At 45.2% G+C, this 17,131-nt stretch carries 14 protein-coding genes and 1 other annotated feature (1 of these 15 only partly in view); of the genes, 7 read left to right on the forward strand and 7 right to left on the reverse strand.

The features are described from left to right. Positions 1 to 146, forward strand: a binding site (T-box leader) (it extends 53 nt beyond the left edge of the window). A 43-nt stretch (positions 147 to 189) separates the two neighbouring features. From G4D54_10165 to G4D54_10195, 7 genes are all read left to right on the forward strand, one after another. After that, positions 190 to 2,589 carry a leucine--tRNA ligase gene (locus G4D54_10165; GenBank protein ID QJA02775.1) on the forward strand — a complete coding sequence of 800 codons (2,400 nt, stop codon included), beginning with the start codon at positions 190 to 192 and terminating at the stop codon, positions 2,587 to 2,589. A gap of 318 nt (positions 2,590 to 2,907) precedes the next feature. Next, entirely contained in the window at positions 2,908 to 3,777 is an 870-nt protein-coding gene (locus G4D54_10170) for a YitT family protein (protein ID QJA02776.1), read from the forward strand. A gap of 154 nt (positions 3,778 to 3,931) precedes the next feature. Beyond that, positions 3,932 to 5,173: an acyltransferase gene (locus tag G4D54_10175; protein ID QJA02777.1), complete on the forward strand. Its 1,242-nt coding sequence runs from the start codon at positions 3,932 to 3,934 to the stop codon at positions 5,171 to 5,173. 205 nt (positions 5,174 to 5,378) lie between these two features. Further along, positions 5,379 to 6,116 carry a YebC/PmpR family DNA-binding transcriptional regulator gene (locus G4D54_10180; GenBank protein QJA02778.1) on the forward strand — a complete coding sequence of 246 codons (738 nt, stop codon included), beginning with the start codon at positions 5,379 to 5,381 and terminating at the stop codon, positions 6,114 to 6,116. A gap of 354 nt (positions 6,117 to 6,470) precedes the next feature. Continuing rightward, on the forward strand, positions 6,471 to 7,808 hold the full coding sequence (locus G4D54_10185; GenBank protein QJA02779.1) for a histidine--tRNA ligase: 1,338 nt from the start codon (positions 6,471 to 6,473) through the stop codon (positions 7,806 to 7,808). A 12-nt stretch (positions 7,809 to 7,820) separates the two neighbouring features. Next, positions 7,821 to 9,563: an aspartate--tRNA ligase gene (gene aspS / locus G4D54_10190; protein ID QJA02780.1), complete on the forward strand. Its 1,743-nt coding sequence runs from the start codon at positions 7,821 to 7,823 to the stop codon at positions 9,561 to 9,563. A gap of 491 nt (positions 9,564 to 10,054) precedes the next feature. Further along, positions 10,055 to 10,492 (forward strand): DUF3795 domain-containing protein, encoded by a 438-nt coding sequence (locus G4D54_10195; protein QJA02781.1) that lies wholly within the window; start codon positions 10,055 to 10,057, stop codon positions 10,490 to 10,492. An 80-nt stretch (positions 10,493 to 10,572) separates the two neighbouring features. Here the strand turns inward: G4D54_10195 and G4D54_10200 are convergent, their stop codons facing one another. From G4D54_10200 to G4D54_10230, 7 genes are all read right to left on the reverse strand, one after another. Continuing rightward, positions 10,573 to 11,001: a DUF3021 domain-containing protein gene (locus tag G4D54_10200; GenBank protein QJA02782.1), complete on the reverse strand. Its 429-nt coding sequence runs from the start codon at positions 10,999 to 11,001 to the stop codon at positions 10,573 to 10,575. Positions 11,002 to 11,012: 11 nt separating this feature from the next. After that, positions 11,013 to 11,453, reverse strand: coding sequence for a LytTR family transcriptional regulator (locus tag G4D54_10205; protein QJA02783.1), 441 nt, complete (start codon positions 11,451 to 11,453; stop codon positions 11,013 to 11,015). Positions 11,454 to 11,464: 11 nt separating this feature from the next. After that, on the reverse strand, positions 11,465 to 12,367 hold the full coding sequence (locus tag G4D54_10210) for an ABC transporter permease (GenBank protein QJA02784.1): 903 nt from the start codon (positions 12,365 to 12,367) through the stop codon (positions 11,465 to 11,467). After that, positions 12,364 to 13,287, reverse strand: a complete 924-nt coding sequence (locus G4D54_10215) for an ABC transporter ATP-binding protein (protein QJA02785.1) — start codon at positions 13,285 to 13,287, stop codon at positions 12,364 to 12,366. The genes G4D54_10210 and G4D54_10215 overlap by 4 nt, the downstream gene beginning before the upstream one ends. A gap of 525 nt (positions 13,288 to 13,812) precedes the next feature. Then, complete coding sequence (locus G4D54_10220; GenBank protein ID QJA02786.1) at positions 13,813 to 14,787, reverse strand: transposase; 975 nt, start codon at positions 14,785 to 14,787, stop codon at positions 13,813 to 13,815. 363 nt (positions 14,788 to 15,150) lie between these two features. After that, positions 15,151 to 16,083, reverse strand: coding sequence for a DNA ligase (locus G4D54_10225; GenBank protein ID QJA02787.1), 933 nt, complete (start codon positions 16,081 to 16,083; stop codon positions 15,151 to 15,153). Continuing rightward, a complete protein-coding gene (locus G4D54_10230; protein ID QJA02788.1) occupies positions 16,083 to 16,877 on the reverse strand; it encodes a Ku protein in 795 nt (264 codons plus the stop codon). Before G4D54_10230 ends, G4D54_10225 begins: the two co-directional genes overlap by 1 nt. Between the last annotated feature and the right edge of the window lie 254 nt (positions 16,878 to 17,131).

Raw genomic sequence — 17,131 nt, forward strand, 5'->3', positions numbered from 1 at the left:
GTTGCTGAGAACCGATACATAAAAGCTTGCGGAACTTGTTAAGGAGCTGATAGCTTGCTATCCGTTTGACTTCGCGTTAAGAAGAAATGAAGGGCACTTGTACAAGTGAACTAAGGTGGTACCGCGTTAATTATGACGTCCTTAGAGATAAGGGCGTTTTTTATTTGATATGTAAAGGAGAATGCAGTTATGAATTACAACCATCAGGAAGTAGAAAAAAAGTGGCAGAGCTACTGGCTGAACAACAAAACCTTTGCCTGCGATGCATGGGATTTTGATAAGCCGAAGTGCTATGTTCTGGATATGTTCCCATATCCGAGCGGAAACGGACTTCATGTCGGACATCCGGAGGGCTACACCGCAACGGATATCGTGTGCCGTATGAAGCGTATGCAGGGGCGCAATGTCCTGCATCCAATGGGCTGGGATGCCTTTGGATTACCGGCAGAGCAGTTTGCCATCACAACAGGAAATCATCCTGCAGAGTTCACAAAGATGAATATCGATCATTTCCGTGAACAGATTCGTGCGCTGGGCTTTTCCTATGACTGGGACCGTGAAATATCCACGACGGATCCAAGCTACTACAAGTGGACACAGTGGATTTTTCTGAAGCTGTATGACAAGGGACTTGCCTATGTGGATGAAATTCCTGTCAACTGGTGTCCGGAGCTGGGAACCGTGCTTGCCAATGAAGAGGTCATCGACGGCAAGAGTGAGCGTGGAGGCTTCCCGGTTATCCGCAAGCCGATGCGCCAGTGGGTACTGAAAATCACAGAATATGCAGAACGTCTGCTGGAGGATCTTGAGCTGTGCGACTGGCCGACCTCCACCAAGGAAATGCAGATCAACTGGATTGGAAAATCCAAGGGTGCCAATGTCGTGTTCAAAATCAAGGATACAAAGAAGGAATTCACCGTGTTTACAACACGCTGCGATACCCTGTTCGGGGCAACGTACTGCGTTATGGCACCGGAGCATCCGTATGTGGATGAAATTACGACGAAGGAACAAAAGGAAGCAATTGATGCATATAAAACAGCATGTGCTACGAAATCCGACCTGGAGCGTACCGAACTGAACAAGGAAAAAACCGGTGTCTTCACCGGTGCCTATGCGATCAATCCGGTAAATGGAAAAGAAGTGCCAATCTGGATTTCCGATTATGTGCTGGCAAGCTATGGAACCGGAGCCATCATGGCGGTTCCTGCACATGATACGCGTGACTGGGAATTTGCTAAGAAGTTTGGCATTGCTATCATTCCGGTTTTAGAGGGCGGCGATGTGACACAGGAGGCTTATACCGAAGATGGTGTGCATATCAATTCCGGATTCCTTGACGGCATGGGAAAACAGGAGGCAATTGATACGATGATTGCCTGGCTGGAAGAGCATGCATGCGGCTGTGCCAAGACGACCTATAAGCTGCGTGACTGGCTGTTCTCCAGACAGCGTTACTGGGGAGAGCCAATCCCGATCATACATATGGAGGATGGTACAACCCGTACGGTGGATATCGATGAACTGCCGCTGGAGCTGCCGGAAACAAAAAACTTTAAGCCGAGTGGTTCCGGAGAATCCCCGCTTGCACATTGTGAAGACTGGCTGAATGTGGAAATCGACGGAGTGAAGGGAAAACGCGAAACGAATACGATGCCGCAGTGGGCTGGCTCCTGCTGGTATTATCTGCGCTACATCGATCCGAAAAACGATGATGCGATTGCGGCAGAGGAGCTGCTGAAGCACTGGCTGCCGGTTGATCTGTATGTCGGTGGTGCCGAGCATGCGGTTCTGCATCTGCTGTACGCACGCTTCTGGCACAAGGTGCTGTATGACTGCGGTGTGGTGCCGACAAAGGAACCGTTCCAGAGATTGTTCCATCAGGGAATGATTCTGGGAGAGAACAATGAAAAAATGTCAAAATCCAGAGGCAATGTTGTAAATCCGGACGATATCGTGGAAAGCCATGGTGCCGATGCACTGCGTGTCTATGAAATGTTCATGGGACCGCTGGAGGCAGCACTGCCTTGGAGTACCACAGGTCTGGATGGGGCAAGAAGATGGCTGGATCGTGTTTGGAGATTGTACACGGACTATGATAAATTCACAGAAGCCAATGATGGAAAGCTGGATAAGGTATACCATGCGACCGTTAAGAAGGTAACCAATGATGTGGAGACTCTGAATCTGAACACCGCAATTTCACAGATGATGATTTTCATCAATGAATGCTATAAGGCAGAAAGCATTTATGTGGAATACGCAAAGGGCTTTGCCAAGATGTTCGCCTGCTTTGCACCGCATATGGGGGAGGAAATCTGGAGTACGGTGTTTGGCGGATGCGGAACGATTACCTATGAGCCATGGCCGACCTATGATGAAGCCAAGCTGGTTGAGGATGTCATTGAGGTCATCGTACAGGTAAACGGCAAGCTGCGTGGAAAATTCACGACGGAAGCCGGCAGTGATGAGGAAGCCATGAAGAAACAGGCATTGGAAATCAGCGCAGTTGCGGCACAGATTGAAGGAAAGACGATACGTAAAATCATTGTCGTCAAGGGCAAGGTTGTAAATATCGTTGCGAATTAAAAAAAGCAATGCTGCTGGATTCATTGAAAATAGAGCAGATAAAAAGCGGACTCCATAGAGGAACTCCGCTTTTTTTGCGTTCCTTTTTGTTATCAGTTGGAGCAATTGAGGCCATATTTCAAAAATGAATACATTGATACCGCATACTACTTGTTTTGCAGTCGGGGTATGTATACGCAAGTATAAGCTGACAAGAAGCAGTATACAGTAGATGTGCATTCCTTTGGCATCAAAAGCATTGAAAAAAAACGTAAAGAAAGTAAATAAAAACACGCCATTCTGGAATACTAAGGTAGTATATGCAGAGAAGGAGGGAGTATGATGAGAAAACAGAATAAAGAGCTGTCAAGAGCGATTTTTACGCTGGGATGTGTTCTTTTATCGGCACTGCTGCAGACCTATGTTATACAATCCATGATGCAGCCGATGGGGTTGCTATCGGGAGGCTTTACAGGGCTGGCAATTCTGCTGGATCGTATTGCCGGTGTCGCAGGCTTTCCGTTTTCCGTTTCAGCAGGAATACTCATGCTGAATATACCGCTGGCACTGCTTTGCTATCGGGGATTAAGTAAACGCTTTACCCTCTATTCCAGTATCCAGTTTATCTCCTCCAGTATCTTCCTGCAGCTGTTTCATTTTCAACCAATCTTTCATGATCTTTTGCTGCAGGTGCTGTTCGGTGGCTTTTTGTACGGCTTCAGCGCTGTCATCGCACTGCGGGGGAATGCATCAACCGGAGGTACGGATTTTATTGCATTGTATGTTTCCAACCGTCTGGGAAAATCCATATGGAGCTATGTGTTTATTGGAAATACAATCCTGCTTTGTATATCCGGTCTTCTGTTTGGCTGGCTGTATGCAGGCTACTCTATCATTTTTCAATATATCACAACCAGAACGATTGAAATGTTCTATCATCGTTATGAACGTGTGACCCTTGAAATCATGACCAGAAACAAAGGCGAAGTACGGGATGCCTATATCCGCCGGTATGAGCACGGCATTACCATCATACCGGCTTATGGCGGCTACAGTCATAATCGAATCTATCTGCTGCGAACAGTTGTATCCGCTTATGAGGTGTATGACATCATACAGCTTGTCAGAAAAACAGACCCGGATGTTCTGGTCAATGTGATAAAAACAGAACAGTTCTATGGCTCGTTTTACCAGCAGCCGCTGGAGTAACCATTTGCAGGAGGTTGGAAAAGATGATTGCTTTGTACAATAAAAAAGTACAGAGCCTGCTATTGACATGCTTATCATTCTTGTGTATTATTGTATTAGATGCTTAATACAATAAGCAGATATATTTGATGAAGGAACGTGTGGAGGGCAGTATATGACCTGGAAGAAAAGAAATATCATTATCATAACCATGAATTTTCTTGCCCTGCTGCTGTATATGACAACGATGCTGCAAAGGGAAAATCCGATTGGACAAACACTGACGGTAATCCTGCTTGCCGCTTCCGGCTCCTTACTTGTGATCCGTATGGAAACACACATGGCGTTTCATGCACAAACAAAACAGCTGCAATACCAAAATCTTGATTTGTTTCGTTTTCTTTCCTCAATCATCATCATTGTGCTTCATGTACGTCCCTTCTTCACAGTATCCTATGAAATTGATATGGCAATCAATAATATCATCGGCAGAATCTGTGTGCCGTTCTTCTTTTTCATCAGTGGTTATTTCGCTGCAAAGCAGGAACAGAAAAAGCCGGATTACATCCGTTCCTATATCCGTTCCATGATCCCGGTATATCTGCTGTGGAGCGCATTGTATCTGCCATGGTCACTATCCCTGGCTGCTCCTTATATCCAGCAGGTATCGGGTCTGCTTTGTACAATTGGGTTACCTACTGCCATACAGAATCTGCTTCTGCTTTTATTGGTTCCTCTGGCAGTGATCGTCGCCCTGTTGTATTCCGGAGTGTATTATCATCTCTGGTATTTCCCGGCACTTCTGCTTTCCATGCTTGTTCTGCGCTGGTGGAAGAGGAAGTATTCCCTAAGGGTACTGCTTACGGTTTCCTTTGTTCTGCTGCTGTTTGGCGCCACAGAGACCTATTACGGCTTTTGCGGTCAGTTTTTCCAATCCCTGCTTCACTATTATTATGCGGTTTTTTTCACAACCCGTAATTTCCTGTTCTTCGCCTTGTTTTATGTCACCTTGGGCTATTGGATGGGAAAGCAGGAGCAGCCCGCTTCTTCTCTGTGCTTTTTAAAGCTGCTGCTCAGTATTGCCGCCTTAGTCGGGGAAGGAATGCTACTGCAGACAACACAGCGTCTGGACAGCAATATTCTGCTTGCCTGTGTGCCGCTGGTTTATTATTTGTTCTCCTGTCTGCTGTATACGAATATCCATGTGCCTCAGCTTTCAGAAATTCCGTTTCGAGCGATATCCAAATACTATTATCTCGTTCATCCCCTGATGATACTGTTTGTCCATGCATGGTTTCCACAGGTGGATTCCTTCTGGATGGCTGTCGCAAAGGTAATGTGTGTCCTGTGCTGTACGCATATCTGTACGCTTTTGCTCATACATATGAAAAAGCGCTATCCCGTAGTTCCGCTGTGATAGTCAACGGATACCGTAAGCAGATGGCAACAGTATCCGTGCAGTTATGTCTTCGCTTTGAGGAATATGTTGCTGTTATATCCTAGCATCCATGGTGTTTTTCTCTTGGATATGGCACCAGGGAAATTGCATCTTTTTGATATTTTATTGTCACAATATATAAATTCTGCTATAATGGTAAAGGAAATTTGGAAGGTGATTAAAAATGGGTAGACATTTTGAAGTGCGTGCCGCTTCTATGGCAAAAACCGCTGCGGTAAAAGCAAAACTATATTCCCGTTATGGAAAAGAAATACTGATGGCTGCGAAGTCCGGTGTGCCTGATCCAGACATGAATGCTTCTTTGAAGAAAGTAATCGAGCGTGCAAAGGCAAACCAGGTTCCTGCGGATGTTATCAAGCGTGCGATTGAAAAAGCCAAGGGTGGAACGAATGAAAACTATTCTGCGGCTACATATGAAGGCTTTGGTGCCGGCGGTCAGGCTACGATCATTATTGACTGTCTGACGGATAATGCGAACCGTACCATTGCAGATCTGCGTGGATGCTTTAACAAGTCACATGCGAAAATCGGTGTCAGCGGCTGTGTTTCCTTTAATTATGAACACGTTGGATTGATTTCCATAAAGTATGATGATGAAGAGGCGATGATGGACGCGCTGATCATGGCTGAGGTTGATCTGAAGGATATCGAAGTCGAGGAAGGTCAGATGACCATTACCGTAGAGCCGACAGAGCTGAATAAGGCAAAGGATGCCATTGAGGAGCTGATTCCTGAAGTATCCTTTGATATTCTGGAAGATACCATGCTTCCAAATGAATATGTGGAGCTTGAGGGTGAGGATCTGATGCTGTTCCAGCGTTTGGTGACTCTGTTGAATGAGGTGGATGATGTTCAGCAGGTATATCATAATGTACGCAATATTAACGATTCTGTAGAATAAGAGAAAAGGACGGTGCACAGCATTGTCCTTTTTAAAATAAAGGATTGACAAAAAAAGAGGAAATGAGTACACTATAAGTACATCCGATGAAAAAGAGAGGCTTTGTGAAATGTAGTGCAGAGAGAGGAACAGCTGGTGAGAGTTCCTTCTATAAGTAGCACAGCCGGACACTTTGGAGGGATTATCAGGAAATGGATAATCGTAATCAACCTGCGTTAAAGGTCAAGCTGCACTCGGTGTGAGTGAAATAAGGTGGTACCGCGTTCCCGACGTCCTTTGTTGGTGGCGCGTTTTTATTTTAAGCTGTCTGTTTTCAGGCAGTATGATAAGGTAATGTATAGAGGAGGTAATGAAATGAGCTATCAGGTACCAAGAGGAACACAGGATATTTTGCCAAATGAAATAAGTAAATGGCACCGTTTGGAAGAGCTGATCCGTCAGTTTACATATGTTTACAACTATCAGGAAATCCGGACACCGATTTTTGAACATACCAATGTCTTTAAAAGAGGAAATGATTCCAGTGATATGGTCAATAAGGAAATGTATACCTTCCAGCTGGAAAACAGCTCAACTTCACTGACGCTGCGTCCGGAGGGGACGGCAGGTGTTGCCAGAGCATTTGTCGAACATAAAATGTATGGATATGCTGACCTGCCGATGAAGATGTACTATGTGGGACCGCAATGCCGTCATGAACGCCCGCAAAAGGGCAGAATGCGTATCTTCAATCAGTTTGGTGTTGAGGTCATCGGTGCCAAAAGTCCGTTGCTGGATGTGGAAACGATTGCACTTGGATGGTCGTTTATCTCGGCGCTTGGCTTGAAGGATATGAAGGTGCTGATCAATACGCTTGGGGATGATGCATCCCGTGCCGCCTACCGTGAGGCTTTGAAGGAGCATTTTAAAAACGATATTGACCATATGTGTACAGACTGCAAGCGTCGCTATGAGCAGAATCCGCTGCGTATTCTGGATTGTAAGATTGATCATGATCTGGATGTCATGAAGCAGGTTCCCAAGATGGCGGATTATCTGAATGAGGAAAGCAAGACATATTTTGAACAGGTTCTGGAAGGGCTGGATGCTTTGGGTATTCCTTATGAGGTGGATGATAAGCTGGTGCGTGGTCTGGATTACTATACGCATACTGTATTTGAAGTCGTTTCTGTAAATAAGGAAATGGGGGCACAGTCAACGGTATTTGCCGGTGGACGCTATGACGGACTTGTCGAATATTTCGGCGGACCTGAAGGAATGAGCGGAATCGGCTGGGCAATGGGTCTGGAGCGTCTGTTGATTGCTTTAGAGGCGGAAGGAATTTCCCTGGTGGATGAGGACAGTCTGGATGTGTATGTATTGTGTCTGTCACCGAAGGCATCCACGACCGTTTTACAGGTCGTGACACAGCTTCGTGCCGCAGGATATCGTACGGATACGGATTATCTGAATCGATCCATGAAGGCACAGTTTAAGACAGTCGACCGCAAGCATGCCAAGGTTGCCATTATGATCGGAGAGCAGGATCTGGAAAGCGGCAGTGCTGCTGTGAAGAATATTGAAACAAAGGAAAAGACGGAGGTGGCATTTGATTCCATCGTTGAGGCAATCGACGCCATGTTCGGTGAAGCAGAGGAAGAACATACCTGTACGTGCGGGGAGGAACACTGTACCTGCCAAAAGGAACAATAGGGAGGCAAGCATATGAATAGAACACATACGAATGGAGAATTGCGCTTGTGTGATGCAGGGAAAGAGGTTACCCTGATCGGATGGGTCGCAAAGAGAAGAAATTTCGGTTCTCTGGTATTTATCGATTTACGGGATCGTACCGGAATCACACAGCTGGTGTTTGATGAACAGCTGTCGGAACAAATCCGTGATGTGCGTAATGAATACATTCTGGAAGCAACCGGCTGTGTCATGGAGCGTAAGGATAAGAATCCAAAGCTAAAGACCGGTGAGATTGAAATTCAGGTCCGTGCCGTTACGATTATCAACCGTGCGGAAACCACCCCAATCATTGTTGCGGATGAAACCGATGCCCTGGAGGATACCCGCCTGAAGTATCGGTATCTGGATTTAAGAAGACCTGTAATGCAGCAGAAGCTGATGCTGCGCCATCGCATCACACACAGTATGCGGGAATATCTGGACAGCAAGGAATTTATCGAAATCGAAACACCGATGCTTGGAAGAAGTACACCGGAGGGGGCGCGTGATTATCTGGTGCCAAGCCGTGTACATCCGGGAAGCTTTTATGCCCTGCCGCAGTCACCGCAGCTTTATAAGCAGCTGCTGATGGTATCCGGCTTTGAGCGCTATTATCAGTTTGCCCGCTGCTTCCGTGACGAGGATCTGCGAGCGGATCGTCAGACGGATTTTACACAGGTCGATCTGGAAACCAGCTTTTTAAGTGATGTGGAAATTCAGACAATGATGGAGGAGATGCTGCAAAAACTGATGAAGGATGTCAAGGGAATGGACATCAGCATACCATTTCCACGCCTGACCTGGACGGAAGCCATGAATCGTTATGGAAGTGACAAGCCGGATAACCGCTTTGGCATGGAGCTGCAGGAAATAACAGAGCTTTTTGAGAACTGTGGATTCAAGGTGTTTGCGGATTGCATTGCAAACAAGGGCAGCATCAAGGCTGTTGTCGTTCCTGGAAAAGCCGGCATGACCAGAAAAGAAATCGATAAGATTACCGAGCTGGCGAAGAAAAACGGAGCCAAGGGTCTGGTAACGCTGAAATACAAGGATGAAGAATTGAGCGGACCGATTGTGAAGTTCTTAGCAGAGGAAGAAATACAGGCGCTCGTTACGCGTTTAAGCCTGAAGAATGAAGACCTTGTTCTGATTGTTTCCGACGCATGGAGAACGACCTGCGAGGTGCTGGGGGCATTGCGTAATCATTTCGGTGCAGAGCTTGGCTTAAAGAAATCGGATGAATTTTCATATTTGTGGGTAACGGACTTCCCGATGTTTGAGTACAGTGAGGAAGACGGTCGCTGGTATGCAATGCACCATCCGTTCACACGCCCAAGAGATGAGGATATGCAGTATATCGACAGTGATCCGGGCAAGGTGCATGCCATTGCGTATGATGTTGTTTTAAACGGATATGAGCTTGGTGGCGGCTCCCTGCGTATTTACGACGGTGCCATGCAGGACAAGATGTTTGAGGTACTGGGCTTTACCGAGGAGAAAATACAGGAGAACTTCGGCTGGTTTGTGGATGCCTTGAAATACGGAACACCGCCGCATGGAGGTCTTGCGTTTGGACTGGACCGCATTGCCATGATTCTTTCCGAGAGTGAATCCATCCGTGATGTTATCGCTTTCCCGAAAAATGCAAATGCAAAATGTCCAATGAGTGATGCACCAACGCAGGTTGATTCCGCACAGCTGGAAGAATTGCATATCGCTATTACGGAAATGTAAATAAAACTCCTCGCGGCAGAGCCACGAGGTATCTGAATACATATATCTGGCTTCTCCTACTGGAAAAACTGCTTTCCTGCTGTTTTACTTGCAAATGTAAAACAATATGGACATGGACATAAGGCAAAGCTTTGAGGTATTTCATCCTTTTTGAGAATAAAACAGGATAATCTCGATTCATGCAGAAAAGCGTTGCATGATCAGTGAGGATAAAAGCACGAGATTTCAAATGCTATTGTTTGAATTACGCAATAGTATATGGAATCTCTTTTTTCTTTGCCATATCCCTTACAGCCTGCATGCTCTTGCTGTATACTGTAGTAGAACCAAGGAGGTACGGATACGACTGATAATTACAAGAAAGTAAATAATTATCTTTTACACGTAGATCAAAGGGAAGAGAAGCCATGTCGTAATCACGAAGGGAACATCATGCCATATTCCTGTCATCCTTGTGACTGTACGAAAGGCATAGGGGAAAGGAGTACAATATGAAAATGCCTGAAATGATGGAAGAAACCATGTTTGCGCCTTGCGGTATGAATTGTATGGTGTGCTATAAGCATTGCTTTACGAAGAAAACCAAACAGCCCTGTCTGGGATGTCTGGCAGGTGATGAAACGGGAAAGCCGAAGCATTGCCGTAAGTGCAAAATCAAAGATTGTGTTCATGAAAAGGGAATCACCTATTGCTTTACCTGTGCGAGGTTTCCCTGCACCTTGATTAAAAATCTTGAAAAGAGCTATAACAAGCGTTATAAAACCAGTCTGATTGCCAACAGTCTGTATGTCAGCAGATATGGTCTTGCCCGGTTTATGATGCAGCAGACTTCCTTGTATGCCTGCTCTGTATGCGGTGGTATATATTCTTTGCACGATCGAATTTGTACGGAATGCGGAAATACTTTCCATAAAACAGAATTACAGTAAAAAAGCGGCAGATATGAGCTGAATCCCTCCTCCATTTGGTTATCAAATTCCAGGATTCCTTTCGGCTTTGCCGCTTTTTGTTATGATGTACTTTTTTTATAATACTTCTGCAGACGTTCATTCATAAGCATCGTATCCCGTTTGGATCGAAGCTGCAGTGTCGTGTATACAATCAGAAAGATACAGGCAATCATCAGCAGCATGCTGAGAACCATCTGTATGCTGTCAAGGTAGAACCATTCGAAATACAGTCCGCTCAACAGCACAACTGCGTTGATATACAGATAATGCAGGAAAACGATGCCGTAGTACAGCCGCCTGCTTTTGACTTCTCCGCGAAACAGCAGATTGCCCAATGTACACAGCAGGCTGCAGACGATTATCTGCCACAGAATGGCACTGTTCAGCTCGGGGTTCTTCCAGAATATGCTGATATAAACAGCGGCACCGATAACGGTACAGGTAGTAATTGCAGAAAATGTAAATGTCAGCTCTTTTAAAATACGCATACTCTACCTCCCTATATTTTCAGCAGCACTTTCAGTGCGGCTACATATTGTCTTGATATCATGATTTTTTCATCGTTGAGCAGGGTAGCCTCCAGACGGCTGCCGAGCACAGGGGAAAGATAGCGGATTTTGCTCAGATTGACGATGATGGATTTCGAAGAGCGGAAGAAATCAAGGCCGGCATAGCTATCTTCGATTTCATACAGCTTCTGCCGTATTTCATAGACCTCTTTTTCTGTATAGAGGAAAGTTTTGTTATCAACGGATTCAAAATAGTAAACATCATCCGGCCGGATTCTGGCGATGGTTCCGTTTTGTGTACAGGTGATCAGCTCATCACCGGCTTTCAGCTTCTGTAGAAGCTTCAGGATGGATTCGCTCAGAGAAGCACATCGGACGATAATGGTGTCTTCTTCCTCTCTGGATGCTTTTTCTTCGATGATGATTTTCAAACCAAGACCTCCTATCTGTCGAATGCCGTATGTCTGTTCAATAAATATACGGTGATACCTAAAGCTATTATACCACAAAGCAGCAGAGCGAAAATCTGGATATGAGTGGAAAGCGTCTGATTGCTAAGGGAGACGGTGATTCCCATTGCTTCGCGATAGGCTTTTAAAAGGGGGTAAGGCAGCGTATGAAATATATCCCGCAAGGAAGATGCCGTGAAAATATCACGCATGATTGCTGTTTCATGCAGAAAGGGAAGGCTTTTCAAGACGCTCTGTACAACGCTTGGCAGCATGCCGACGGGAAGATAGATGCCTCCCAGAAAACCGATGAGGGTGCCTGCCAGCGTGGAAAAGGCACCCCAGGCATGGTCACTGTTCACCCAATGCGCAATCAATGTAACCAGCGCACTGGATACAAAGGTGCATAGCAGCAGCAGACCACAGGCCTGCAGGAGCTGAGAAAGACTGAGAAAGGCGAAGCCGGAGAAGCTTACGTAGCAGAAGGACAGCGCCATCAGCAGCATGCACATGAGAAAGCCTGTTATCACAGCAGCGAGCAGATAGGACAGCAGCAGAAGCGAGCGGGGAACACAGGAGCAGTAAAAGCTTTCCAGTTTTTTCTGTTCCTTATCCTGAATAAGAATACCGATCATGGTGATGGGAACGGTAAAGGCATTGACAACGAGTATACCCGCTATCGTCCACATGGTGATCAGATGCATTGCATCCGCTTCCTGAATGCTGCCCTGAGCACGTTGAACCAGCTGCATCAGTTCATCCTTATTCATATCGCCCAGAAATACAAGCATCAGCAGCAGGACGATCAATACGGAAAGCATGGAAAAGAATACTGCGGAGCGATCACGGACATATAACAGGATATGTCGTTTGGTCAGAGTATATAAGGTTGTCATTGTGCTATCTCCTCTTCCAGTGTTTTACCGGTAATATTCAGGAACACATCATCCATCGTTCCCTGCAGTACCTCAAAGCCTTCGATATAGGGCTGTACTGCCGGCAGAATATGCAATGCGTCCATTGTACTGTTCAGCTCTGCCAGAAAACGTTGGTCATCGCGCTGATAGGGAATATGCAGACTGTCCAGCAGCTTTGCCAGCGCTTCTTGCTTTGCTGCGATAAGGATGAGCCTGTCCTTTGCGTGGCGATCCTTTAATTCGTAGGGTGTTCCATATTCCAATAGCTCCCCCTGATCAATCACGGCGATATGAGCTGCCTTTGCAGCCTCCTCCATATAATGCGTTGTGAGAAAAACAGTCATATTGCGGTTTTTCTGCAGCTGTTCGATACAAGTCCACACGGATTGTCTGGTTGCCGGATCAAGGCCGGTTGTCGGTTCATCCAGAAATAAAATCCTCGGCTCATGCATCAGTGCTGCGGCAATCTCACAGCGCCGCTTCTGTCCGCCAGAAAGATGGGCGTAGCGCTTTGCCGCAATTTCCTGCAGTCCAAGCAGCTTACACACCTCTTTTTCGCGATGCTGTAAAGTGCTGCGGCTGTTTTCATATAAGGATCCGCGAATCAACAGATTCTCCCGGACGCTCAGCTTATCATCCAGACTGTTCTGCTGCTGTACGACACCGATACACTTGCGGATTTCCTGATTGTCCTTGCCAAGCCTATGATTGCATATATGTGCTGTACCGGCATTGGGTGGAAAGAGGGTAGTAAGCATGTGAATCGTAGTCGATTTTCCGGCACCGTTAATTCCCAGAAAGCCAAATAATTCACCCTCCTTCACATGAAAGCTGATATCCTTCACTGCAGTAAAATCCCCGTATTTTTTATTCAAATGGGATACTTCGATAATCTTCATAACCATTCCTCCTTGCACTACCACCTTACTATGAAACAGATACTGCATGCAATACGGATAACGGTAAGTGGCACAGCGGCAGGGGTAAGTGGGAAAAATGAAGGGATGAGCTGCAGAAGAGAAGCTATGGCACAATATTAATCCTAAGCATGCAGGCTAAGGACTGCCTTGCTTGCGAGCAACGAGAAATCTGGTATCGTGGTATATAAAAACAGACATATCTATATGATAAATTCACGTATGATGACATACATGGTATATTGATATACTCTTTTCACCATGCACATCTAATCAAAAAGGAAGCTTATGGCCCATTTCCTGCAGCTTCCTTACATTAAATTTTAAAATTTACACACGTACATGACAAATCCCATCCATCCATAAAGTATATTTTCAGTTTACCATTTTTTAATCCTTCTTTGGTGTTGTAATGTTTTATCTACAACAAAAGCTGTGACTCTGGATGTCACAGCTCCTTATGTTTTGTATATTCTGTTTGCTTTGATTTTCTAAAGTATGCTCACGTTACTTTTTCTCCCTCACCTTATCTTTTAAAAGCTCATATGTATCACAGTCCAGGATATGAAGGACTGCGTCATCGACCTGTTGATTGGATAATGTATCGGCCCATGCATCATCTACGCCGTATTTGTGTAACAATAATAATTTTAACGATGCTTTTTTACCTGTCTCCAAACCTGTTTCTAAACCCTTTTTCAGACCTATTGTCACACCTTCTTCGATTCCTTCCAGCTTTCCAATTCTTTTAGCTTCTGCAGTTTGATCTCGCAGATTGGCCTGTACTGCTCGCTCCGCAAATTCCACCGATTCCGCCCAGCTGAATAACGCCCCATCCTCTCGCATTTCATTATATTTTTCCATAGCTATATCCACCATCCTTCTCTTTATTTTTAGTATAGCATCATCCGGATTATATGCAAGCACATAGCAGAAAGTTTCAAATTCCGTCAGGTTTTCTACGCCTCTGACTTCCCTTATACGCTGCTTGATCATCGGTAAAAACACAATCGCACGATTCAGTGTACCGTTTGGCTCCTCTTGATTATCTTCATCCTTTACCCTGTAGTGACGAATCATGCGTCCTTTATCCTCCGGCTTGCAGTTCATAAAGATGATCTGATAAAACGGCTTCAGCTTTGTATAATCATCTCCCTGCTTCAGCTGTCTGCCAACCAGACGGTAGCCGTACTGCTGAAAACGCAGCTGCTCTTCCTTCGTGTACCCGGATACCTGCATTTCCAGGTCATAAAAATGACCTTCCACATCCTCTAACACAACATCCAAAATCGCTCGTTTTCCAAAAAAGGCTTCCGGCAGCAGCTCCGGATTCAACACCCTTGTCTTTTGAACCTTCAGTGAGTAAATCGCTTCGATGATCCTGCTTCTCAGCAGTTCAGAGTCTGCATCCTCTCCGATCAACATGTACTTGAAAAAAACATCATTGTGAAAGGGAATCGGATAATTCTTTTCTTTTACCATATGTAGTATCCTCCTTGTTTTCTTTATACATATCTATACGAATCGAACATGCAAAACTCCTAAATAATTTTGAAATTCGTAAAAAATTATATTTTCAGGAAACACATGGTGCTGCCGCAGCTGTAAAAGGACGATATACACCAGGTATGTATGCTTTTTATTACCAGCACGTACCTTTGTATGAAGTTGTTTGATGATGAAATAGAGCCTCCTTGAAAGAGATATAAAAAAACTGTAACACTGGTTTCTATTCAGCGTCACAGCCCGTCTATTGACTGTAAAGAACGAATACCTTACTGTTTACATTCAAAAAACCAGCTGCAAAAAGACGGCTGGTTTATAGCTGGTGGTATTTGCAAAGCTCTAGTGCTTGCTTCTGCATTCCCTAATGGTTTTATCCTCACGAAAGCCTTTGAATACCGGCTGTCGCAGGCCGCCCTGTTCTGTATACTGCATGAATTTTACTGTTCCTACCAACGGCGGATCAATCCATACGGCTTCTTCATTTCCACCGGGGATGCTGGGCAGAAAGCTGGTGTCGGTCTTTTCACTGTGCTCCATCAGATAGGGAAGAGATGCCCCCATGGTGACATGTCCTTTATATACGATATGATTCTGTACGTCATACTGTGCCAGAACAAGGGATACAATGCCTTTCTCCTTGACAATATAGCCACAGACGATAAAATCATCATCCAGCAGATTCTTGCATTTAATCCAGTCCTTCGTGCGCTTTCCACACACATAGCGGCTGTCTTTGCGTTTGGCGACGATACCCTCTAATCCGCGTTGTTTGGTTAGTTCAAACAGCGCAATTCCGTTGGTTTCAATATAGCGGGAAACCGAAAGCCGTTCATTTTCCCGAACTGTCTTTTCCAGCATCTTTTTGCGTTTCATGAGTGGCTGATCGATAACGCATGTATCCTTGTAATAAAGGATGTCAAACGCAGTGAAGCTGGCAGGGAACTGGCGGGAATGTAAACGGATTTTAAAGGGGTCCGAGGTCAATGTCCGCTTCTGTACCTGAAAGAAATCCGGTTCTCCATTATGAAAGATGTATAGCTCGCCATCCAGAATACAGCGTGTTTTTACCTGCTTATGCAGCTGTGTCAGCTCAGGAAACTTTGCATTCAGCTTCAGATTTCGTTTGTTTCTCAATTCGGTGCTGTCTTTGTCAAGATACAATAGACAGCGTACACCGTCCAGCTTCCATTCATAGATGTAGTCCTCATCATCGAAGGCCGGCTGCTCCAGCCCGATGAGCATCGGGGAAGCATCTCTGGCTGCAAAGTCCATCAGTGCTTCACGCTCCTGCGTCTTCCCTTGGGCTTCATTTCAGAAAGGGACTGCTGCAGGGCCTCCATCAAATCGACTGGAGTTGCAGTGTCCTGCTTGCGGTCACTGGCATGCACGATATGCTGACCACTGATTTTTTCTTCGATTGCTGCACGCAGTCGTTCCTGAAATTCATCATGGTAATCACCGGGATCAAACGGCTTTGTCATGGACTGAATCAGCTGCTTTGCCATATCACTTTCCGCCTTGACCAGCTTGGGGTGTGCGAAAGCCTTTGGATTCTCGGCAATCTCTTCCTGATAAAACAACGTTTTCACTAAAATGCCGTCCTCACCGGGACACAGTGCCAGCAGGGTTTCCTTTGTGCCAATCACCGTTTTTGCTATCGCGACCACAGACAGCTTTGCCATGGCATCACGCAGCAGCTCATATGCTTTTTCTGCATGCTTTTCCGGTACGGCATAATAGTTTTTTTCATAATAGATATCATCGATTTCCGCAAGCTTCGTGAACTGAAGAATCGTGATTGTGCGATCCTTTTCCGCCTTTAAGGCGTCAATCTCCTCATTGTCCATAATGACATACTTATCCTTTTCATACTGATAACCCTTAACGATATCGGCTGCCTTCAGCTCCTTATCGCAATGTCCGCAATATTTTTTATAGTGCACCCGCTCATGTGTTTTCTTACAAAGCTGGTTGAAGGAAATATCCACATCTCTGGTTGTACGATACATCTGTATGGGGATATGTACCAGGCCGAAGGAAATGGCTCCCTTATGTGCAACTGCCATTGTTATCACCTCATCATTAGGTTGTGAAATTTCAATTAAATCTATACAAGAAATGCAGGAAGCCAAATATTTGCATTTTATATGCAATTCTGATAGAATAGCTGATTAAAAATCTTAAGATACCGCAGGACACAGGGGATAAAAGTGGAACAACAAAAAAAATAAAGTCAAGAGTATTATTTTCATTGATCCATGATATACTATAGATGTCCAGGAGGTACAAATTTTTCCTACACTTAGAGATAAGGGACTCC

Origin of the sequence: [Clostridium] innocuum (genome assembly GCA_012317185.1) — a bacterium.
GTDB classification, from domain to species: domain Bacteria; phylum Bacillota_I; class Bacilli_A; order Erysipelotrichales; family Erysipelotrichaceae; genus Clostridium_AQ; species Clostridium_AQ innocuum.